Below are 22,241 nucleotides of genomic sequence, written 5' to 3' on the forward strand. Positions count from 1 at the left end.
TTTGGTTTGCCACTTCCGAGTCACCTCGGTGCGGTAGCTATACCCAAAATTTTAATCCTGCCTGTTGTACCCGCTGCCATCGGACAAACCGATTGAGCAGTACGCCATCTGCCCTGCGACACGCCTCGGCAATGACTGGCTAAAAATCCCAGATCAAGATCGGCCCTACTGGAATGTCCGGACGGGCTCCAGCTTCGCTTTGCTCTATTTCCATGTCCGTTTTTTGGCCCTGTCGCGTGAAAGGATGTGTGAATGATCAACCGCAAAAATCTCATGACGTTGCTCGTTTTTGTCCCCTTCCCGATGGTCGCCATGGCAGGCAAACCTCAAAGCGTGGAACTGGGCGGATTTGATTTCACGCCAACGCTGAAAGTCAGCGAGTTTTACGACGACAACTTTCGAACCCTGCCGGACCACGAGGAAGCGTCGTGGATCACCTCCGTGCGCCCGACGTTTGTGCTGGAAACCCAGACCCGCACAAGCGGCTATCAACTGGAGTACGCCGTCGATAGCCGCACCTATCAGGACCACTCAGCCGCTGACCACGTTGATCAGGCGCTGACGGCCAGAAGCGTCATGGAACTGGATGCGCGTAACAGGCTGAATTGGGAGTTGGGCTACAAACGGGCTGAAGACACGGTGCAAACCGCTGAGCCGCGTGAGAACGACAAGTACACATTGAAGAATGGCAAGGTGGGTTACATCTACGGCGCGCGAACGGCGATGAACCAGCTTGAGGTGTCAGCGGAGTACCAAGAGCTGCGCTATCGCAACAGCGGCACCCTTAACGACGACAAAGAACACGACACCAAGACTTACATCGGCACCTGGTATCACCGCCTTGGCGGCCAGACCCGAACGCTGGTGGAGTTACGCCACAGCGACTTCGATTACGTCCTCTCTGACAGCCCGCGCAACAGCACCGGCGACGCGGCCCTCGTCGGTGTGACACGTGACATCACCGCCAAGCTCAGTGGCAGCGTGCGCGTGGGCTACGAGCGCAAGAACTTCGACAACAACGACGTGAACGACTACAGCAGCCCGACATGGGAGGCCAACGTCGAGTACAAGCCGCGCACGTATTCCACGTTTTCCATCAAGGCGAGCAAAGCCTTCGAGGAAGGGGACGATGGCGCAAATACCGTTCACGACACCAGCACGCGTTTGGGTTGGCGGCACACCTGGACGCCTTGGGTCGCCACTGACGTGCACTACCGTTACGCCGACCTCGAATACCTGGGCGTGGGAGGCCGTGACGACAAGCTGAATGACTACGGCGCATCGGTTATCTACTCACCCACTCGATGGGCCGAGGTCTCGCTCGGGTATCAGCGGTGGAAGAACGACTCTGATCTCAGCGATCAGACCTACATCCGCAACGTGTACATGCTGACGGTCGCCCTGAGTCTATAGGGGCACCCGGTCGCAAGCGTTTCATTCTGGAAAGGAGGTGCCCTCATGTCTGTACGTCAAATCATGATCGCCGCGATGTTGCTGGTCTGTAGCGCATCGACGTGGGCGGCGGCGCAGTACCAACTGAGCTCCGGCGATACGATCGCCATCAACGTATTCGGGGAAAACGACCTCACCTTCAAGGAGATCGTCCTTAACGATGCCGGCGCGTTCAGCTACCCGTTTCTCGGAGAAGTCGTTGCGAAGGGGATGACCCCAACGGCCGTCGAGCAATTGATCACCACCAAGCTCAAGGACGGCTATCTGGTGAATCCGCGAGTGTCGGTGAGCGTGCTCAAGTACCGGCCGTTTTTCATTGGCGGCGAGGTCAAGTTGCCAGGCGGCTATCCATTCCAGCCAGGGCTGACGCTCGACCGGGCAATTGCACTGGCAGGCGGCTTGACCGAGCGGGCCTCTGACAAACGCATCACGTTGGTCCGTGGCTCCGACTTAAAACGCAACGAGATCAAGGCAACGCTGAGCACCCTGGTTGAACCGGGTGACACCATTAACATCGATCAGGGGTTCTTTTGATCATGGGCCAGATCAGCATTAGCAGAAGAAACGAGATTCCACGGTATCCCGCCGGCATGCCCGATGAAGACAAGGATTTCATCGATTCGCGCAAGATCGGTCAGACGCTGTGGTCGAGCAAATGGAGCATTCTGACCCTCACCCTCCTCGCGGTAATACTGGCCGCAGCGTTGATGCAGACAATCACGCCAATGTTTCGCGCGGTGGCATCGCTGGTGATCGAACCCAAGGGCACGTCGGTGATCACCTTTCAGCCGCCTGCCGATCCCAACAACCCCACCAGCGATTACCTCCAAACGCAGCTGAGCTTGATCCAGAGTCGCGGCGTGGCAGAACGCGCGGTGCGCCAACTCAATCTGACGCAACACCCCGAGTTCGACCCGCGCCAACGGCCTTACCTGATGACGCGCCTCAAGGCGATGGTCTCCTCAGTCTGGCCGGAAATGTTTCCTGCGACGTGGAGCAAAGGGGAAGTGCTGACGCCGACACAGGTGTTCGATGCCGCCGTAGCGGAATTGATGGAACACACGTCGGTGGGCTCGGTGGGCAAGAGTCAATTGGTGACGATTGGGGTCACGCTGGAGGACAAGCAGACGGCAGCCGCAGCGGCCAACGCATTGGCTCGTGGCTATCTGGACAGTCGGCTGGACGCGCAAGTGAATGACTCACTCAATGCCAGTCGCTGGATGGATTCGCGCGTCATCGAATTACGCACGCAATTGCAGGAGGCCGAGAACAAGCTCCAGGCCTACAGGGATGCCGAAGGATTGGTGGACGTGGGCGGTGTGACGACGCTGACCGCCAATGAGTTATCCCGTACCAGCGATCGCATGATCGATGCACGCCGTGAACGCGCCGAAGCCCAAAGTCAGTACCAACAAGTTCAGTCGATCAATGGCAAGGGTGCGGGGCAGCTTTCCACACTGCCCGCAGTGATCAACAACCCGGTGGTGCAGCAGTTCCAGGCCGATGTGGCGAAGGCGCAAGCGAAGGTCGATGAGCTGTCGAAACGCTACGGAGATCTGCACCCCAGCATGGTCGCCGCGCGCTCCGATTTGGCGGCCGCCAAGGCGAGCATGGCGACGCAGGTGAATCAGGTCGTTGCCGGTTTGCAGAACAACTACCAACTGGCACAAGCCAACGAGAGCGCACTGAGAACGTCGGTGAACACCAGTCGTGCACAGATTCAGGACATCGCACGCAAAGAGTTCAAGCTGCGCGAATTGCAGCGGGACGTGGACAGCAATCGCTCGCTGTACGAAACCTTCGTCAATCGCCTGCGGGAAACCACGGCGACATCCGACCTGGGTTCGACCAATGCGCGCATCGTCGACGACGCCATCCCGCCGTTGATCCCGAACATGCCGCGCAAGTCACTGATTCTGTCGATTGCCGCGATTCTTGGCTTTGGTTTGGCGTGCGGGTTATCGCTGGTGCGTGATGCGATGAAGAACACCGTCAAATCCAGCGACGACGTGGAGAAGAAACTTCGCCTCCCGGTGCTGGGTGTGGTGCCGTTGCTGCAAAAGAAAAATCGCGCACGGATCGCCCGGCAGTTCGAACACAACGACGATTCGGCATTCAGCGAAGCCATTCGAACGGCGCGAACGGGGGTCATGCTCAGCGACATTGAGGTGCGTCGCAACGTGGTGGTGATCACCTCCTCCGTGCCCGGTGAAGGGAAAAGCGCGATCGCGGTGAACCTCGCTTGCGCACTGGGACGCCTTGAGCGCGTGCTGTTGATCGAAGCGGATCTTCGTCGGCCAACGCTGGCGAAAAACCTCGGCCTGAGCAACGGCCATATCGGCCTGGCCAATCTGGTCAACGGCAGCGCTCGAAGCGGCGAATGCATTCAGCAAGTTGGCGACATGGATGTCCTGCCAGCCGGTGCCGTGCCGTCCAATCCGCTGGAGCTGCTCGCCTCTCCCCGCTTCAACAGTTTTCTGGAGTGGGCCAAGCAGCGTTACGACCGCATCATCATCGACTCCCCCGCCAGTCATTCGGTGAGCGACGCGGCGTTGCTGTGCGCGTTGGCGGATGCGGTGTTGTACGTCGTGAAGTCCGACAGCTCGGCCACGCCCGTGGTGCAGCGTGGGGTCGGGCAATTGCTGCGCAATCGGGCGCCGGTGATTGGCGTGATTCTTAACCAGGTCTCAGCAGTCAATCTGCGCTACGACCATCAAGGCTATTACGGCTATCTGCCGGGTGAGGCCTATCAGGCAACGGTGTAATGGGATAACGGCGACTGTCGCTACAGAAAATCATTAGCTCAGCCTGGGCGACGAATTACAGGCCACGCGACGAACGCTTGGGAGTACCACCATGCTTGCTCGACGCTTACATCCTTCGGTCAACCGGAGAGGCTTGACGTTCTGGGGTCAGTGGATCAGTGCCACGGCCCTGTCCAATCTGACCATCTGCTACCTGGTCTACGATCACTTCGGTCACATCCCCATTCCCTACCGCGTCCTTCTTTTGCTGGGGATGCTGGCGTCGGTGCCGATTTATTCGGCCCTGCACGTCTATCACAAGCGCTACGGCTACGGTCTTGGACTGCTGCGGTTGCTGGCTGCCTGGCTGGTGCTGATGGTATCGCTGTCAGCCGTGGTGCTGGTCTGCCTCGACTATGCCAATCTGGATCAGCCGCTGTTGGCGAAACTCGTCGGCTTTGGCTTCCTGGCGCAAGCGTGCAGCTACTTGCCATTGCGCTACCTGACCAATCTCCACGCTCGCTGGTTGCGTTTCGAACGCACGGCGCTGATCGTCGGCACCTGTCCCCTCGCCTACAGCCTGGCTCAGCAATTGCGTGAACGAGTGCCTGTGCTCGGCATGGTCGCGACCGGAGATGACGTCCCTCACGCCCCTGACGACGATGATCTTCCGGTGCTGGGCTCGTTGGAAAACCTCAATGATCTGGTGAGCCGAAGCAATATTCGTCGCGTGTACATCGCGATGCCGTTGAGCAAGGCGGCACAAATAGAAGCGATCTACCTGGCCCTGCTGGACCTCAGCGTCGACGTGGTGTGGATTCCTGATTTCAGCAGCATGATGCTGCTCAATCAGTCCATCTCGCAGATCGAGCGTTTCCCTGCGATCTACCTGAACGAAACCCCAATCAGTTCGCATCCGGCGGCAGCCTTGGGCAAGGAATTGTTCGACCGTTGCATTGCGTTGATGGCGTTGATCGTCCTGCTGCCAATGATGCTGAGCGTGGCCGTTGCGGTGAAGCTGTCGTCTCCCGGTCCGGTGTTTTTTCGTCAGCCGAGGCATGGGTGTAATGGCCTGATCATCATGGTCTGGAAGTTTCGCTCCATGCGCTTACACGACGACACATCAGTGAAACAAGCGACGCAAAACGACTCCCGTGTCACCCGCGTAGGCGCATTCATTCGCCGCACCTCCATCGATGAGCTGCCGCAGTTGATCAATGTGCTGCGCGGGGAAATGGCGCTGGTCGGGCCGCGCCCTCACGCCGTCGCCCACAATCACTATTACGGCGACAAGATCCTCGCTTATATGGCGAGGCATCGGATCAAGCCGGGCATCACCGGCCTGGCGCAGATCAGTGGCTTGCGTGGCGAAACTGAGACCCTGGAAAAGATGCAGCTGCGGATCGAAAAGGACCTCGCCTACATCAATCACTGGTCGCTCTGGCTCGACATCAAGATTCTGCTGATCACCCCTTTCACCCTGTTCTCACGAAACATTTATTAAGCGCCTGCTGGCGAAGGAGAACGGCATGGCTGATCCCGAATTCACCGCCTCGGGTTTGCCCGGTACTGGGTGGCGCGGCGCGGTTCGGCAGGTATGGCAGGCGCGGTTGGTGCGCAACATCGCCACCACTATTTCCGGGAGCGCGGGGGCGCAGGCGATCAACCTGGCATTGATCCCGGTGATCATGCGGATCTACGGGCCAGAAGCCTTCGGCGTGGTCGGCACCTTTCAAAGCCTGACCATTATCCTCATCCCGTGGTGCGCCCTCACCTACCCGATGTCGATTGTGCTGCCGCAATCAGAGCGGGATGCCCGGGGTTTGATTCGCTTGTCGCTGTGGGTGGCGGCGCTGATCTGTGGCATCACGGCCCTCCTCTTATACGGCTGGGGTGAACAGGCCTCCCATGCTTTGGGCATCGATCTGCTGATCCCCTACCTGATGTGGCTGCCTGTGGTCATGTTCAGTTCGGCCGTGCTGGAAATCACCCAGCAGTGGCTCTACCGAAATCAGCGCTTCAACCTCACCGCCCGCGCCGCTACGTTTCACGCCTTGATCTACAACGCGACGCGCACGGGCGCCGGTCTGATCATGGCGACGGCGCCAGTTCTGGTGATCACCAGCTCGCTCTATTACGTGATCCACAGCGCGTTGCTGCTGATCGGCATTCGCCTGCGACGGGAGCCGAGCTTATTCAAGGCCTCGCCGGAAGCGATGATCGAACCTCGTAAGACGCTGCGTCAGCTGGCGTCCGAATACCGGGACTTCCCACTCTTCCGTGCGCCTCAAGTCTTGATCAATGCCCTGTCGGTGCACATGCCGACCCTGGTGCTGGCGTCCGCTTTCGGCGCTGTCCCGGCTGGCTTTTTCGCGCTGTGCCTGCAAGTGCTGGCCATGCCGAGCAACTTCATCGGCAAGGCTGTTGGCAGCGTGTATTACCCGCGCATCACCCAAGCGATTCATGCCCGAGAAGCCGTGACCGGTCTGTTGCTGCGTGGCGTGATGGGCATGTCGCTCGCAGGGCTGGTGCCGTTCGCTGCGCTGGTCATCGCCGGGCCGTGGCTGTTCGATCTGGCATTCGGAGGGCAATGGCACACTGCTGGAGAGTACGCACGATGGCTGGCGATTTCTGAATTTGCCGGATTCATTGGTGGCCCCTGCCTGGTGGCCATCCCCGCGCTTTCGCTGCAAAAAACTTTTCTAGTGTTCGAAATCGTCAGCACCAGTCTGCGTATTTCGGCGGTGATGGCGGGAGCGTTTTTCTTCAAGGATGCACTGGCTGTGGTCATGGCCTTCGCCGCCGCGAACGTGCTGATCAACCTGTCGATGATTGTGATCGTGCTGATCGAAGGGCGGCGTTGGCATCGCCGTCTTCAGGCGGCACACCCCTGACCTAAAAAAACGGTTTTTTCCGAATCGGGCGGCAGCTACGCCTGCCGTTCGCTCATCCCTCTTGAGGCTCTGCACCCATGAATACTGAAAAGGTTTGCGCGATCATCCTCAACTGGAACGGCGCCGAGCAGACGCTCAATTGCATCCGCTCGATTGAGGCCTGTGGTTCGATTCCGGTGATCGTCATCGATAACGACTCCCATGCTTCCGATTACAAAAAGTTGCTGAGTGACATGGTGCAGCGGGATGTCACCGACACGCTCATCACCACGCAAGAAGAGATCGCTCACGAATCCCGCCGGTATGACCGCTGCTTGATCAGGAACAACGGCAACCACGGTTACGCCGGAGGCAATAATGTCGGCATCGCTTACGCGGCCCGCGCCGGGTACGACTATTTCTGGATTCTGAACAACGACATCACCGTCGAACCCGGTGCGCTGGAACGGCTGCTCGACACGATGCACAGCGATCCTTATTGCGGATTCAGCGCGTCCGTTCTGGTCTACGCCGACAACCCGGACATGGTTCAGTGCGTGGGCGGCGGCACCGTTTACCCGTGGTTGGGCAAGACCAGGTTGATCGGTAAAAAAGCCGATCGCTCGCAACTCCCGCAGCTCAATTTGCCCACGCCCGATTATTTGATGGGAGCGTCGATGTTGGTTTCCCGCAGGGTGGTTGAAGAAGTGGGCCTCATGGACGAGCGTTACTTCATGTACTCCGAAGAAGTGGACTGGCAACGGCGTGCAGCGGCCCGAGGTATTTCTTGCCAAGTCGCGCTGGGCAGTTTCGCCCGGCATGGCGACAGCGGCAGCACCAAAGGTAAAAGCCACCTGTACCATTTTTACCGGAACCGTGCCGCCATCATGTACAACCGCAAATTCCACTCCACTGCATGTTGCGTCGTTTCCTCGCTGGCGCTGGCGTCGATCACCGTGCTGCAAAACAGCCGTAGTCTGAAAAACATTCGCTATGGCCTGAAAGGCATCAGCGAGGGGTTCGCGTTTTCCTGGCGCTGAAGGGCTAACCCCCTGCCTTGCCTGGCTTCTCCCATGAAGGTATTTCGTCGTGACCAGAGCGCTTTTTTCATACCGGACGTTGCTGTTCATCCTGCTGTTTCTGAATTCGGCATGCCTGTTCCTGACCGACAACAAAAAAGCCGGACTGCCCTACGTGCGCGAGCTGTTCATCGTTGCAGTCGTGGTGTCCGCGCTCGGCTTGCTGTTGGTCTGGAAGCGGGCGCATCAGTCGAGAGCGGCGCTGTGGATCGTGTGCTTCGGCCTGCTGTTGCCATTGCTGTCAGCGTTCTTGGCCAACGCAAAATTCGGACAGCCCCTTCTCTACGGCATGCTCGAAGAACGTCGCAGCTTTCTTTACCTGCTGTTCTTCCCGGCCCTGTTTCTGATGATCCGGGCGAAACCGACTCAGGACGAACTGGAACGGTTTTTCCTGATCTCCGGCCTGGCCTGCGTGCTCGTTGGCTACCTGTATTACTTCGGCGTGCTGCCGGAAAACAACGACGTCACGTTCAACGTCGATGACAAGGATTACGGCCTCAACCCACTCCGACCCAATCGCTTCAGCATTGGCGCGGCCTACGTCAGCGTGTGTGCCTACATGCTGATGTACCGCATCCGACGTGCCTACTCGCTGGGATCGGTCTTGCTGCTGTTGCTGTTCGCGTCCTATCTCTGGCTGGTGCTGCAAACACGCAACACCATGTTGATGTGGGTATTGGGAGGCATCTGGATCTTTCGCACACGTTGGGGCGTGTTGCTGAAAACCGGCGCGGCGATGATCGGGATTGTGTTGGTCGCATACTTCATCGCGCCGGATTTTTTCGAGGACCAATACCAGCAATTCAACGCGCTCATTGGCGAAGCCACCACCGAAGGCGGCGTGCGCGTGACCACCTCAGACATCGTTCTACGAGAAGTACCCGCGAATTATTACGTCGGCATGGGGGCGTTGTCGTTGCAGTGGCAGAGCGGTTTTGCGCGGCTGTACAACGCCTACTTTTACCTGTCGGACGTGGGGCTGCTGGGCGTGTTGTACCGCTTCGGCTTTCTCACCCCGCTGATCGCCGGGTTCTACTACTTCGGTTACTGGCGAATCATGCGCAAGTGCCGGCGCAAGGGGGATCTGCTCAGTGGCTTGCAGCTGGATTTCACCCTTAACGCGTTCAATTTTTTCCTGTCGACTTCGATCATGTACGGCGGCGATCTGACGGGGCTGGCCCTCGCGGCTTTCGTGTATTTTGCGCGCGCCTCGGCGGTGCGCGAGTCAAGCGTGGGTCGGCCCTTGCCGGAATCGGTATATCAGTCACCCATTCAACCGCACCGCTAAGTCAGCGGCGGGCAGCGCTTGGGCCGTATTGTGTGCATGTGGGCGTGTCCAGGTATTTGGCCAACACCTGCCATTGCGGCCGGTCCTGGCCATCGATCGGTTCCAGGTTCATCGGCTCGCGGCCCCAGCTCTCGCCCGATGTCCAGTACGCCAGCGGCACGCAATACGTTTGCAAGTATTTGAGCAGTCGGTCCGCGGCTACCGCCCAGCGAGGGTCGTTATCCGGAAAACCCATTTCACCAATTTGCCCACGACGGCCGTTTTTCTGTAGCCATTGAATGAAGGGCTTGGCCCGGTTCACGCCAATATCAGGATCAATGGGACGGTTTTTCGGGTCCGTGTAGGTCCCGCCGCCGTTGCTGTCCAGATAGAGATGGGCTGAAAACACCAGGTTGTTGGCCGGGTCTTTCAGCTTCAGCAAGGCGTCGTTGTTCTGCGGCCAGCGGGCAGCGCTTGCCCAGTCACGACCCTCGACAATGATCAGCCGCTTGCGGTCCACCTTGCGAATTCCGTCGATCCCGGCCTGCGCGGCCTGCGGCCAGATGGCGTCGGAGTCATCGTGGGGTTCATTCATCAAGTCGTACGCATACAGCGCTGGCGCGTCGTGCCAGCGTTCGGCAATGCGCTGCATCAACTGACGGTAATGGTCGACGGTCACGTCGCGGCTGCCAATCACCTGCTGTCGATACCGAGCATAGTTATGCACATCGATGATCACGCCGATGCCTTGCTGGTTCGCCTGCATGAGCATCTTGTCTATCAACCCGGCATACGTGGCGTCCAGCCCATCGCCCAACACCGGCTGTAATCGCTCCCACTTCACTGGAAAGCGCACGGTGCGTATGCCCTTGGCTTTCCAGCGGGCGAAATAGCCTTCGCTGGGGAAGAAGTAGTCCGTTCCGTTTTCGCCCGGAAACTTGCCTTCCGACGACTCGGCGCCCGAGACGTTGATCAGCACCATGGGCAAGGTGGCCGCCTGGGCGGGGATGTATAGCCCCTGAAAGACCGTCAGCGTCAGGCCGGCCAACACCGATCTGCGCAACCACCTCATAGCGCGACTCATCCTCACCGTTTTTTCACCGCGGAAATCTCCCGGACGGAATTCGTGTTGTTCAGGCAACGCGCGGCTTTGCCGTGCCTGTTTGTTTCGTCGCTCCCGATGTTTGCCGCTGGTACCCGAGAGGGTCGCACACGCCGGATTCGCGCTGCTGTTCAGTGTGGTCCGGCACTGCACGCGATTATTCATTAGCAGGAGCCCGCCCTATGAAAGTGTTTGGAATCGAGTTCTATCGTGGACGACAACGGGAGCTCATCGACGAGCTGATCAACCTCACAGACGCCCCTTTTAAATACCTGGTGACTGCCAACGTCAATCACATCGTATTGCTCGAACATGACGAGCAGCTTCGCGAAGCCTATCGGTATGCAGGGCATCGGTTGTGCGACAGCCGCGTTCTTTATCCGGTGCTTCAGCGCCTGAATGCGGGGATCGCCGAGCCCATTCCCGGCAGCACACTGACCAGGGCCATGATGAACATCGCCCAGCTCAGGCAATGGGACGTCACCGTTCTGGGGTGCGAGCGAGACGTCATCACCACGCTCAAGCGCAGTTATCCCTCCGTGACCTTTCATCACTACAACCCGCCCATGGGCTTCATCGACGACCCGCAAGAGGTCGAGCGTTGCGTTGATTTCATTCAGCGGCAGCGTTCACGCATGACAGTGTTTTCCGTCGGCTCGCCCCGCCAGGAGGTTCTCGCCTGCGAGGTGTACAAGCGTGGCGGTGCCACCGGAGTCGGGTTGTGCACGGGGGCGTCGCTGATGTTTCTCTCAGGCAAAGTCAGGCGAGCGCCGATGTGGGTCCAGCGGCTTTCACTGGAGTGGCTGCATCGGCTGTGCACTGAGCCCAAACGGCTGGGTCGACGTTACGCGGTGGATGCCTACCGCATTCTGCCGATCATCGCTCGGCAGTTCCGTAATCGTTCGGGCACTTGATCCCGTCCAAGTGAGCTAACGCTTTCTGTGGGAGCGAATTTATTCGCGATTGGTCGGTAGGGACACACATCTCTATCGCCCGAACGATTTTTCGCGAATGAATTCGCTCCTACAGTGCCCAATGCTCTTCGTCAAAAACCTCGGTCGATTTACATCGTCCGGGGTTTTTTTGCGTTTTACGCCGTGCCTTTTCCCATCGCCGCCCAATACGCTTTCAGGCCGCTGAACGAATGGGTGATGTGCGCAGCCAACGCATGCCGTCGCGCCATCGCCGGTTTCTCGATGAAGTGCCACGAGAACACCGCCGCCGCCAGCACAATCGGGAACGCCACCAGCATCATGGTCACCGGCCCGATGCCCTTGAACTGATGAGCAAGAATTTCTTGCACCGGAAACGCATAAATGTAGACGCCGTACGAGTAATCGCCCAACCGGTTGTAGCGGTCGATCAGCGGGTGGGTCGCGAAGCCGAGATAGAAGATCAGGTAGGTCCAGGCCAGCACGAAACACTCGCTGAAATATGGCGTTTTGTAAGACCCGACCGCCAGCGCAGCCAGCGGCACAAACCAAATGAAGCGGTGCGGGATGTGCTGCCGATAGCGGTACAGCGACATGCCCAGTACGAACGGCAAACCCCACGTGAAGAAGTATTGCAGGCGGTGCATGTCCGCCAGCAGCGTGGTACTGGCCGACAGCACTTTGAACGCGACATAAGCAATCGCGTACACCAGCAGAAACACGGCGAAGCGACGATTCTGCCCATAGCAGACGAACACCCCTAAACCGCCGACCAGCACGTACAACATCACCTCGTAGAACAGCGTCCACAGCGAGCCATTGATGCCAGGCCATGGGTTATCTTCGAACAGCCCCGGCAATTGAAACTGCATGCTGAACAGCGTCAGGTTGTGGCTCAGGTAACCGTATATTGCGCCCGAGCGGAAATAATCTTGCGTGCCGAGTGTCGTAAAGACCGGGCCGATCAGAAACACGCTAATCAACAGCACCAGCGTCAGCCCGGGGTAGATGCGCAGGAATCGCGCAGAGACAAAATCAATCGTGCCGGGGGCGCGGTCACGGCTCAGCGAAATGAAAAAACCTGACACGCAGAAGAAGGTGATCACGGCCAATTCGCCCAGCGAGAGGCCCAGCCAACCGGACAAAGGCTCAACCGCCGTGCTGCCCTGCGACAGTGGGTAACTGTGCGAAATCAGCACGGCAGTGGCGGCGAGCATCCTGATCAGGTTGAAATTGTTGTTCCGTCTGGACGCCAGATCACCCAATGTATTCATACCGCCTCCGCCCGTTAAACGAGCAACCACGTTTCGATCCATTCACCGCTGTGATGCGTTGCGCAGAGAGACTGGCGCAACACCGAAGGGGCCATAGGCGTATCCCACGTTGAAACCATACGCCGACCGTGTACAGCGTCTAATTGCCATCACTAATCGGCCTGTGAATAACCCGGTTGCCAAAATATTGACCAAAGCTGCGGCGCGATAGATTTCTCTGCATCCTGCGCCGGTTTCCAGCCGTTTCCACGGCGTTAATTCTGGAAGTGAACATGCCTGCCGACTCTGCCAATGCGACACCGCTGCACACCACCGAAGGGCTGCGACTGCAAGGCGAGACTGCCGAGCAGTGGCGCGAATGGGGGCCGTACCTGAGCGACCGGCAATGGGGCACGGTGCGCGAGGACTACAGCGCAGACGGTGATGCGTGGGCTTTTTTCCCCCACGATCATGCTCGCAGCCGGGTGTATCGCTGGGGCGAAGATGGCTTGGCAGGTTTTTCCGACAAGGCCCAGCACTGGTGTCTCGGGCTGGCGCTGTGGAACGAGCGTGACCCCATTCTGAAGGAACGCTTGTTCGGCCTGAACAACGCGGAAGGCAACCATGGCGAAGACGTGAAAGAGCTGTATTTCCACGTCGATGGCGTGCCGAGCCACGCCTACATGCGCATGCTCTACAAGTACCCTCACGCTGCTTTCCCTTATAGCGATCTGGTGGAAGAAAACGGGCGTCGAGGGCTGGACGACCCTGAATACGAAGTGCTCGACACCGGCGTGTTCAACGACAACCACTACTTCGACGTCAGCGTCGAATACGCCAAACACACGCCCGATGACATCTTCATGCGGGTTACCGTGGTCAACCGCTCGGATCGGCAGGCGCGTTTGCACGTCCTGCCGCAACTCTGGGCGCGGGACATCTGGAGTTGGGGCGACGAGGTCGACCGCCCTGCCCTGTCGCGTGTGGATAACGTGGTGACCGCTCGGCATCCCAAGGCGTCCGCGAGAGAAGCCACGGCCTGGGGGCATGAAACGGCCGAGTGGGTCTTTTGCGAGAACCGCACCAATGCGCCGAAGCTGTTCGGTCGTCCTGAAGCCGGCCCGTTCAAAGACGGCATTAATGACTGGCTGATTGGCGCAAACCCGGACGCGATTCATCGAGACTTGGGTACCAAGGCCGCCGCTCATTTCGTCCTGACGCTGGAAGGCGGCGCCTCCCAAGCGGTGTACCTCCGGTTTGCGCCCGCCGGTTCAGCCCACGTGAATGCCCGCGCGCTCTTCGACCAACGTCGCAGGGAAGCCGACGAATTCTACGGCGCCTTGCAGCACAAGCTCGAAGACGTCGACGCCCGCAATGTTCAGCGTCAGGCGCTGGCCGGGCTGCTCTGGTCGAAGCAGCTGTATTACTTCGACGTCAAGGCGTGGCTCGCGGGTGACCCCGGACTACCCCCTTTACCTGAAGGGCGTTCGCACATTCGCAATAACCAATGGCGCCACCTGTGCAATTTCGACATCGTCTCGATGCCCGACAAGTGGGAATACCCGTGGTACGCCTCGTGGGACCTGGCATTTCAGGCCGTGGCCTTCGCCTTGATCGACGTCGATTTCGCTAAGGATCAACTGCTGCTGTTGGTCAAAGACCGCTTCATGCACCCCAACGGCCAGTTGCCCGCTTACGAATGGCGTTTCGACGACGCCAACCCGCCCGTTCATGCCTGGGCGTCGTGGCGCGTGTACCAGATGGAGAAGGCGCAAAAAGGGCAAGGCGACGGGGTGTTTCTTGAAAAGGTTTTCCACAAGCTGCTGCTGAATTTTTCCTGGTGGGTCAATCGCAAGGACGCCGAGGGCCACAACATCTTTCAGGGTGGATTCCTCGGGTTGGACAACATCGGTCTGTTCGACCGCTCGGCCGCCCTCGCCCCCGGTTATCAGCTCGATCAGGCGGATGGCACGGCGTGGGTCGCGGGTTACGCGCTGGACTTGATGCGAATCGCGTTGGAGCTCGCGCAGCACAATGAGGTGTACGTCGACATTGCGGTGAAGTTCTTCGAACACTTCCTTTATATCGCTGGCGCGATCAACGAAGTCGATAAGGACGAAGTGGAAGGCCTGTGGAACGATCAGGACGGCTTTTTCTACGACGTGTTGCACCGGCCGGATGGCGTGCGTGAGTCCGTGAAACTGCGTTCCTTTGTGGGCTTGATCCCGCTGTTCGCCGTCCGCGTGTTGGAGCAGCGCGAACATGAAGGCCTGAAAGGCCTGCGTGAACGGTTGCTGGGTTTTCTGCATCACCGGCCTGATCTGGCGGCGTTGGTCTCACGCTGGACCGAACCGGGCAAAGGCAATCGGTTGCTGCTGGCGCTGTTGCGCGGCCAACGCACCAAAGACCTGATCAAACGCATGCTCGATGAAAGCGAATTTCTGTCGCCCCACGGCATCCGCTCGTTGTCTCGGTACTACGGCGAAACCCCATTCAGCATGAAGATCAACGGCAACACACTGTCGGCGGATTATGAACCGGCGGAGTCGAACTCCCGTCTGTTCGGCGGCAACTCCAACTGGCGGGGGCCGGTGTGGATGCCCTTGAACTACATGCTGATCGAATCGTTGCGTGAGTTTCATCGCTATTACGACGAGAACTTTTCGGTCGAATACCCCAGCGGCTCAGGGTATCTGGCCTCGCTCGACGAAGTGGCTGACGGACTCAGCCACCGCATAAACAGACTTTTCCTACGCGACGAAGAAGGCAACCGGCCTTCCATGGCCGGTTATCCACAGCTTGAAATAGACCCGCAGAGTCGGGATCTCGTGTTGTTTCACGAATACTTCCACGGCGAAAACGGCCGTGGCCTTGGGGCATCACACCAGACGGGCTGGAGCGCGCTGGTGGCCCTTCTGCTTCAACCAAAGGCATAAACTCGCCGGCTGATTCGGTGAGAGGCGCTGTATCAGGACAGGGACGGGGTTAAAGGAGCGATAACCGGATGTCGTTTCGCAAGTACCAGAAAGTGTTGGCCATCCCTCGGGTGTTGCCAGCGACGCTGTTCATGTTTGTCGCCGGCTTGCCGCTGACGATCATGACCCTCACGCTCAGCCTGCATGTGCTGAATGAAATGGGGCGCAGTTATTTCGATGCCGGTGTCGTCGCGACCGCCACGGCGTTGGGGTTTGCCGTGGGCTCGCCGCTGTTGGGGCGCAAGATCGATTCCCACGGTCTGCGCCCGGTGGTGGCCGTTAGCGGCACGATATCCACCGTCGCGTGGCTGGGCCTGCCGCTGGCGAGTTACCCCGTCTATGTCTGTCTGGCTTTTATTGCTGGCATGTTCACGGTGCCAACGGGTTCGCTGGCCCGTCAGTTCGTGGCCAGCCTGGTGCCTGAAGACCAGCGTCGCCCGGCGTATTCGCTGAACATGATGTTGATGGAGCTGGGCTTCGTCATTGCGCCTGCCACCGGCATTCTCCTGATCACGTCCTACTCGGCCACAGCGACCATCATTGGTATCGGCGTGTGGCGGGCCATTTCGTACATTGTGCTGTACAAGCTGAACTGGCCTACGCGTTCTCTCGACGAAGCCGCTCAGAAGATACAGCGTGTCCGACCCAAGTTGAGGACGTGGATGAGCGGCCCGCTGCTGTCTGCAATGTTTGTCAGTGCGGCGGCGTTGTTTGTGCTCTACGGGACTGAGCTGGCGCTGATTGCTGTGCTGCGCAGCAATGGCGAAATCGCGTTTACGGGGTATGTGATCGCGGCCATGTCCGTAGCATCGATCACGGGCGGATTTGTCCATGGCATTGTTCGGCGGTCGTGGTCCCAAACCCGACTGGCGTTGGCGATGAGTTTGCTGCTGCTGCCGGTGGCGCTGTTCGATCAAGTCTGGTGGTGGCTGATGCTGGCGCTGTTGCCCACCAATCTGTTGTGCACGCCTACGCTGGCAGCGGGATCGGAAGCTGTCGCTAAACTGGCGCCTTCGGATGTGCGAGGCGAAGTGATGGGGCTGCATGACTCGGCGTATCGAATAGGCCAGACACTGTCCGCCCCGCTCGTTGGCTTCGCCATCGACAGCCTTTCCCCTGCGATGGGGTTCGTTGCGGCAGCTTGCGGAGGTCTGGTTTTGATCGGAATGGCGGCGCTTTGCAATCTGTGGATATCCACGCCAAAAACACTCGCGTCAAAACGACATCGGTCTTGACCGTGAAGGCTCAAGACCGATGTTTTCAAGCGTAAAAAATGTCTGTCAGAAAAAACTTATGCACGTTTTTGGTTCGATCATCGCCTCTGGAAATAAGCAACCAAATCATGAGGTTACGGACGATTCTCAAAAATTTCACACATTTGGTGCACAGGTTATCCACAATTCACGCCGGTGATTTTTCCGGTGTGGGCGCTGGCATGACAGGCGAGCCTAGCGCCTTCTGTGTCGCCTCGTTCCAGGCGGACACCCGATCATTCAGCGCGGCAATCGCCCGCGGGCCAGTGCCTTCTGCATACATCGGCTCACCAATCACTACTTCGATGGTGCCGGGCTTCTTGGCCCACCCTTCTTTTGGCCAATACCTGCCCGCGTTATGGGCGATGGGCAGGACCGGTAATTCAGCATTTACTGCCATGGCCGAGCCGCTGCGTGAGAACTTGCCGATCTGGCCGTAAGGCACCCGCGTCCCTTCCGGGAAAATCAGTACCCACACGCCGTCCTTGAGCAGTTCGTCACCCTTCTTGGCCACCACCTTGAGCGCGGCCTTAGGGTTGTTACGGTCAATGGCGATAGGGCGAAGCATCGCCATCGCCCAGCCGAAGAACGGCACGTACAGCAGTTCACGCTTGAGCACCTGGCTCAGGGGCTGGAAATGCGCCGACAGGAAGAAAGTCTCCCACGTGCTCTGGTGATTGGACACGATCACGCACGGCGTCTTTGGCACGTTTTCCTGGCCGGTGACGTTGACCTTGATGTTAAGGAACACCTTCGTCAGCCAGACCGCACAGCGACACCAATACACGTTGATGAAGCGATAACGAACGCGGAAAGGCAGAAAAGGCGCAACGAAGAAACTCAGCGAGCACCATAGCAGGGCAGTGGTGCCCAGCAGCAGGTAAAAGATGAAGATCCTGATGGCCTGCACTATCGACATAGCTGCTTTTACCGTTACGGGCAGTGCCCGGATGGAGCGTACCGTTGGACGACCGGTCAGTCGTTCGTTGATGCGCTGTTGTGAATAAGTTTTGCGGCAACCGCCGCCAGATCGTCAAAAATCAACGTTCCTGCGGGCAACGGGTTGCTCCGCGTCTTGTGTCCTTTGCCGGTCATGACCAGAACAGGTTGAGAGTCGACGGTCACCGCCGCCTCCAGGTCACCCTTGCTGTCGCCGACGAACCAGATTCCGCGAAGGTCCACGGCGTAATGGTTGGCAATGTTGCGCAGCATGCCCGGCTTGGGCTTGCGGCAATCGCACCCCGCGTCCGGGCCATGCGGACAATAAACGATCAGGCCGACTTCGCCGCCCTGCGCCGCCACCAGTGCGCGCAAACGGGCGTGCATGGCGTCCAGCATGGCGAGGTCGTAATAACCGCGAGCAATACCGGACTGGTTGGTGGCCACGGCCACGGTCCAGCCCGCCTTGCTCAACTGCGCGATGGCCTCGATCGAGCCGGGAATCGGAATCCACTCCTCCACCGACTTGATGTAAGCGTCGGAGTCTTCGTTGATCACCCCGTCCCGATCGAGAATCAGCAGTTTCAAATCATGCGCTCCGGCGTTAGCCCAACAGGGAGATGTCAGCGACGCCGAGGAACAGATTGCGCAGACGCGCCAGCAACGCATAACGGTTGGCGCGCACGCTGGCGTCTTCGGCGTTGACCATCACGGCCTCGAAGAAGGCGTCCACCGGCTCGCGCAGTGCTGCCAGACGGGCCAGCGCTTCGTTGTACTGACGGTTGGCAGACATTGGCGCGACGGCCTGGTCTGCCTGCTGAATCGCCGAGTACAGCGAGAACTCGTTGGCGTTATCGAAGTATTTCGGCTCGAGGGTCTGAGCAATGGTGCCCTCAGCCTTACTCAGCAGGTTCGAAACGCGCTTGTTCACGGCGGCCAGTGCAGCGGCTTCCGGCAACTTGCGGAACGCCTGAACGGCTTGCACGCGCTGGTCAAAGTCCAGCGCCGAGCCTGGTTGCAGGGCACGGACCGACAGGTAGACCGAGACATCGACGCCTTCGTCTTCATAACGCGCACGCAGGCGGTCGAAGATGAACTCCAGCACTTGCTCGGCCAGTCCGGCCGGTTTGACCTTCGCGCCAAACTGAGTGACGGCGAATTGCACGGTCTTGATCAGGTCCAGATCCAGCTTCTTCTCGATCAGAATCCGCAGGATGCCCAGCGCGGCGCGACGCAGTGCGTACGGGTCTTTGCTACCGGTTGGCAGCATGCCGATGCCGAAGATGCCGACCAGGGTGTCGAGCTTGTCAGCGATGGCCACCGCCGCACCGGTCAGGGTGCTTGGCAGTTCAGCGCCTGCGCCACGTGGCATGTACTGTTCGTTCAGTGCCAGTGCGACGTCTTCCGGCTCGCCATCGGCCAGCGCGTAGTAGTAACCCGCCACGCCCTGCATTTCAGGGAATTCGCCGACCATCTCGGTCGCCAGGTCGCACTTCGACAACAGACCGGCACGGCCCGCGCGTTGGGCGTCGCCACCGATGCGTGGCGCAATGAACGCGGCCAGCTTCGACACGCGCTCGGCTTTGTCGAACACGGTGCCCAACTGGGCCTGGAACACGACGTTCTGCAGGCGCTGGTTGAAGGTTTCCAGCTTCTGCTTCTTGTCCTGTTTAAAGAAGAACTCGGCGTCAGTCAGGCGTGGGCGAACGACCTTCTCGTTACCCAAGACGATCTGCGACGGGTCTTTGCTCTCGACGTTGGCGACCGTGATGAAGCGCGGCAGCAGCTTGCCTTCAGCGTCCAGCAGGCAGAAATACTTCTGGTTATCCTGCATGGTGGTGATCAGGGCTTCTTGCGGCACTTCGAGGAAACGCTCCTCGAACGAGCACACCAGTGGCACTGGCCACTCGACCAGCGCGGTCACTTCGTCCAGCAACGCAGGCGGCACGATGGCGGTGCCTTCGTGTTGGGTCGCCAGTTCGTCGACACGCTTGCTGATCAGCGCACGACGCTCGTTGAAATCAGCCAGCACGTGAGCGGCACGCAGGTCGCTGGCGTAGTTCGCTGGCGAGGTGATGCGCACGCTTTCCGGGTGATGGAAACGGTGGCCACGGGATTCACGGCCAGCGGTCTGGGCGAGGATCGTGCAATCGATGACCTGGTCACCGAACAGCATCACCAGCCATTGGGTCGGACGCACGAACTCTTCCTTGCGCGCACCCCAGCGCATGCGCTTCGGGATCGGCAGGTCGTTGAGCGAGTCTTCGATGATGGTTGGCAGCAGGCTCGCGGTCGGTTTACCGGCGATGCTCTGGCTGTAACGCAACTTCGGGCCGCTCTGATCGATTTCGCTCAAATCGACGCCACACTTCTTGGCGAAGCCAAGAGCTGCCTGGGTCGGATTGCCGTCGGCGTCGAACGCCGCCTGACGTGGCGGGCCGTCCAGATTGACGCTGCGGTCCGGCTGTTGGGTTGCCAGCTCGGTGATCAGTACGGCCAGACGGCGCGGCGCGGCGTACACCTGCTTGGCGCTGTAGGTCAGACCAGCGGCTTGCAGGCCTTTTTCGATACCGGCCAAGAACGCGTCGGCCAGGGTGTTCAGTGCTTTGGGTGGCAGTTCTTCGGTGCCCAATTCAACCAGGAAATCTTGAGCACTCATTGTGCAGCCTCCAGCTTCGCCAACACTTCGTCGCGGATATCAGGTGCGGCCATCGGGAAGCCAAGCTTGGCCCGGGCCATCAAGTACGCCTGGGCGACGGAGCGGGCCAGGGTGCGTACGCGCAGGATGTATTGCTGACGCGCAGTCACGGAAATCGCGCGACGGGCATCCAGAAGGTTGAAAGTGTGCGAGGCCTTGAGGACCATTTCGTAGCTCGGCAGTGGCAGCTCGGCTTCGATCAGGCGCATCGCTTCGCTTTCGTAGAAGTCGAACAGTTCGAACAGTTTGTCGACGTTGGCGTGTTCGAAGTTGTAGGTCGATTGCTCCACTTCGTTCTGGTGGAACACGTCGCCGTAGGTCACTTTGCCGAACGGGCCGTCGGTCCAGACCAGGTCGTAGACCGAGTCGACGCCTTGCAGGTACATCGCCAGACGCTCAAGGCCGTAGGTGATTTCGCCGGTGACCGGGTAGCACTCGATGCCGCCCACTTGCTGGAAGTAGGTGAACTGCGAGACTTCCATGCCGTTGAGCCAGATTTCCCAGCCCAGGCCCCAGGCGCCCAGGGTTGGAGATTCCCAGTTGTCTTCGACGAAGCGCACGTCGTGGACCAGCGGGTCCAGGCCGACGTGTTTCAGCGAACCCAGGTACAGCTCCTGGAAGTTGTCCGGGTTGGGTTTCAGAACCACCTGGAACTGGTAGTAGTGCTGCAGGCGGTTAGGGTTCTCGCCGTAACGGCCATCGGTAGGACGACGGCTCGGTTGTACGTAGGCGGCGTTCCAGGTTTCCGGGCCAACGGCGCGCAGAAACGTGGCGGTGTGGAAAGTGCCGGCGCCCACTTCCATATCGTAGGGCTGAAGTACCACACAACCTTGCTCAGCCCAGTATTGCTGGAGGGCGAGGATCAAGTCTTGGAAGGTACGCACGGCTGGCGTAGGCTGGCTCACGAAATTCACCTGTACTGGGGGGCTGCGATTTAAAGAGCGGGAGTATACCCGATTCGGCAGCGCCTCCACCCTTGGGAGCCCTATGCCACGCTGCTTTTGGTGCAACGAAGAGCCGATTTATATGGACTACCACGACCATGAGTGGGGTGTGCCGTTGCGCGACGCGCAGAAGCTGTTCGAGTTTCTATTGCTCGAAGGGTTCCAGGCCGGCCTGTCGTGGATCACCATTTTGAAGAAACGCGCCCGCTACCGCGAAGTAATGTTCGACTTCGACGTGCGACGCATCGCGGCCATGACCGACGCTGAAATCGAAGAATTGATGCTGGAACCGGGCATCGTTCGCAACCGCCTCAAGCTCAACGCCGCCCGCAAGAATGCACAGGCCTGGTTGCGCCTCGAAGACCCGGCGGCGTTTGTCTGGTCGTTTGTCGGTGGGCAGCCCAAAATCAATCACTTCCAGGGACGCAGTGAAGTCCCGGCGATCACGCCTGAGGCCGAGGCCATGAGCAAGGCGTTGAAGAAAGCCGGGTTCACGTTCGTGGGGCCGACCATCTGTTATGCCTATATGCAGGCGACCGGAATGGTCATGGACCACACGACCGATTGTGATCGGTATGCGCAGTTGGCTAACGCGTGAGAGATGAACATCTGTGGGAGCGAATTCATTCGCGAAAAATCTGCCAGGCGATAGAGATGCATCGGCTGTACCGGCCTATCGCGAATAAATTCGCTCCCACAGGGGATGTTCGTTCAGCTCAGCGGGCGACAG

At 59.2% G+C, this 22,241-nt stretch carries 17 protein-coding genes; 11 read left to right on the forward strand and 6 right to left on the reverse strand.

Going from position 1 to position 22,241, the window contains the following annotated elements; translation table 11 throughout:
• Positions 1 to 252: 252 nt before the first annotated feature.
• From ACWKWE_RS23425 to ACWKWE_RS23455, 7 genes are all read left to right on the forward strand, one after another.
• Positions 253 to 1,413 (forward strand): outer membrane beta-barrel protein, encoded by a 1,161-nt coding sequence (locus ACWKWE_RS23425; RefSeq protein ID WP_483851846.1) that lies wholly within the window; start codon positions 253 to 255, stop codon positions 1,411 to 1,413.
• 45 nt (positions 1,414 to 1,458) lie between these two features.
• The gene (locus ACWKWE_RS23430) at positions 1,459 to 1,986 is read left to right on the forward strand and encodes a polysaccharide biosynthesis/export family protein (protein ID WP_483851847.1); all 528 of its coding nucleotides are present in this window, start codon (positions 1,459 to 1,461) and stop codon (positions 1,984 to 1,986) included.
• 56 nt (positions 1,987 to 2,042) lie between these two features.
• A complete protein-coding gene (locus ACWKWE_RS23435; RefSeq protein ID WP_483851848.1) occupies positions 2,043 to 4,217 on the forward strand; it encodes a GumC family protein in 2,175 nt (724 codons plus the stop codon).
• A gap of 91 nt (positions 4,218 to 4,308) precedes the next feature.
• Positions 4,309 to 5,700 carry an undecaprenyl-phosphate glucose phosphotransferase gene (locus tag ACWKWE_RS23440; RefSeq protein WP_483851849.1) on the forward strand — a complete coding sequence of 464 codons (1,392 nt, stop codon included), beginning with the start codon at positions 4,309 to 4,311 and terminating at the stop codon, positions 5,698 to 5,700.
• Between the two features lie 25 nt (positions 5,701 to 5,725).
• Positions 5,726 to 7,090: a lipopolysaccharide biosynthesis protein gene (locus ACWKWE_RS23445; RefSeq protein WP_166593927.1), complete on the forward strand. Its 1,365-nt coding sequence runs from the start codon at positions 5,726 to 5,728 to the stop codon at positions 7,088 to 7,090.
• A 77-nt stretch (positions 7,091 to 7,167) separates the two neighbouring features.
• On the forward strand, positions 7,168 to 8,109 hold the full coding sequence (locus ACWKWE_RS23450) for a glycosyltransferase family 2 protein (protein ID WP_166593926.1): 942 nt from the start codon (positions 7,168 to 7,170) through the stop codon (positions 8,107 to 8,109).
• A 49-nt stretch (positions 8,110 to 8,158) separates the two neighbouring features.
• Positions 8,159 to 9,436, forward strand: a complete 1,278-nt coding sequence (locus ACWKWE_RS23455; protein ID WP_483851850.1) for a hypothetical protein — start codon at positions 8,159 to 8,161, stop codon at positions 9,434 to 9,436.
• A gap of 1 nt (position 9,437) precedes the next feature.
• Here the strand turns inward: ACWKWE_RS23455 and ACWKWE_RS23460 are convergent, their stop codons facing one another.
• On the reverse strand, positions 9,438 to 10,487 hold the full coding sequence (locus tag ACWKWE_RS23460; RefSeq protein WP_483851851.1) for a glycoside hydrolase family 5 protein: 1,050 nt from the start codon (positions 10,485 to 10,487) through the stop codon (positions 9,438 to 9,440).
• 212 nt (positions 10,488 to 10,699) lie between these two features.
• On the opposite strand from ACWKWE_RS23460, the gene ACWKWE_RS23465 reads away from it, so the two are divergent.
• Entirely contained in the window at positions 10,700 to 11,431 is a 732-nt protein-coding gene (locus ACWKWE_RS23465) for a WecB/TagA/CpsF family glycosyltransferase (protein ID WP_483851852.1), read from the forward strand.
• 176 nt (positions 11,432 to 11,607) lie between these two features.
• On the opposite strand, the gene ACWKWE_RS23470 is transcribed toward ACWKWE_RS23465, so the two are convergent.
• On the reverse strand, positions 11,608 to 12,723 hold the full coding sequence (locus tag ACWKWE_RS23470) for an acyltransferase family protein (protein ID WP_483851853.1): 1,116 nt from the start codon (positions 12,721 to 12,723) through the stop codon (positions 11,608 to 11,610).
• Between the two features lie 272 nt (positions 12,724 to 12,995).
• Here ACWKWE_RS23470 and ACWKWE_RS23475 point away from each other — a divergent pair, with 272 nt between their 5' ends.
• On the forward strand, positions 12,996 to 15,638 hold the full coding sequence (locus tag ACWKWE_RS23475) for an MGH1-like glycoside hydrolase domain-containing protein (RefSeq protein ID WP_483851854.1): 2,643 nt from the start codon (positions 12,996 to 12,998) through the stop codon (positions 15,636 to 15,638).
• Between the two features lie 68 nt (positions 15,639 to 15,706).
• Complete coding sequence (locus ACWKWE_RS23480; RefSeq protein ID WP_483851855.1) at positions 15,707 to 16,912, forward strand: MFS transporter; 1,206 nt, start codon at positions 15,707 to 15,709, stop codon at positions 16,910 to 16,912.
• Between the two features lie 166 nt (positions 16,913 to 17,078).
• On the opposite strand, the gene ACWKWE_RS23485 is transcribed toward ACWKWE_RS23480, so the two are convergent.
• The 4 genes from ACWKWE_RS23485 to glyQ are packed head-to-tail and all read right to left on the reverse strand — an operon-like array spanning position 17,079 to position 21,472.
• A complete protein-coding gene (locus ACWKWE_RS23485) occupies positions 17,079 to 17,849 on the reverse strand; it encodes a lysophospholipid acyltransferase family protein (protein WP_166593919.1) in 771 nt (256 codons plus the stop codon).
• A gap of 56 nt (positions 17,850 to 17,905) precedes the next feature.
• Positions 17,906 to 18,457, reverse strand: a complete 552-nt coding sequence (gene gmhB, locus ACWKWE_RS23490) for a D-glycero-beta-D-manno-heptose 1,7-bisphosphate 7-phosphatase (RefSeq protein WP_483851856.1) — start codon at positions 18,455 to 18,457, stop codon at positions 17,906 to 17,908.
• A gap of 16 nt (positions 18,458 to 18,473) precedes the next feature.
• The gene (gene glyS, locus ACWKWE_RS23495) at positions 18,474 to 20,528 is read right to left on the reverse strand and encodes a glycine--tRNA ligase subunit beta (RefSeq protein WP_483851857.1); all 2,055 of its coding nucleotides are present in this window, start codon (positions 20,526 to 20,528) and stop codon (positions 18,474 to 18,476) included.
• Positions 20,525 to 21,472: a glycine--tRNA ligase subunit alpha gene (gene glyQ, locus ACWKWE_RS23500; protein ID WP_166593916.1), complete on the reverse strand. Its 948-nt coding sequence runs from the start codon at positions 21,470 to 21,472 to the stop codon at positions 20,525 to 20,527. The genes glyS and glyQ overlap by 4 nt, the downstream gene beginning before the upstream one ends.
• Positions 21,473 to 21,554: 82 nt before the next feature.
• On the opposite strand from glyQ, the gene ACWKWE_RS23505 reads away from it, so the two are divergent.
• Positions 21,555 to 22,109, forward strand: a complete 555-nt coding sequence (locus ACWKWE_RS23505) for a DNA-3-methyladenine glycosylase I (protein WP_483851858.1) — start codon at positions 21,555 to 21,557, stop codon at positions 22,107 to 22,109.
• Positions 22,110 to 22,241: the final 132 nt, after the last annotated feature.

Source organism: Pseudomonas salicis (genome assembly GCF_057128705.1).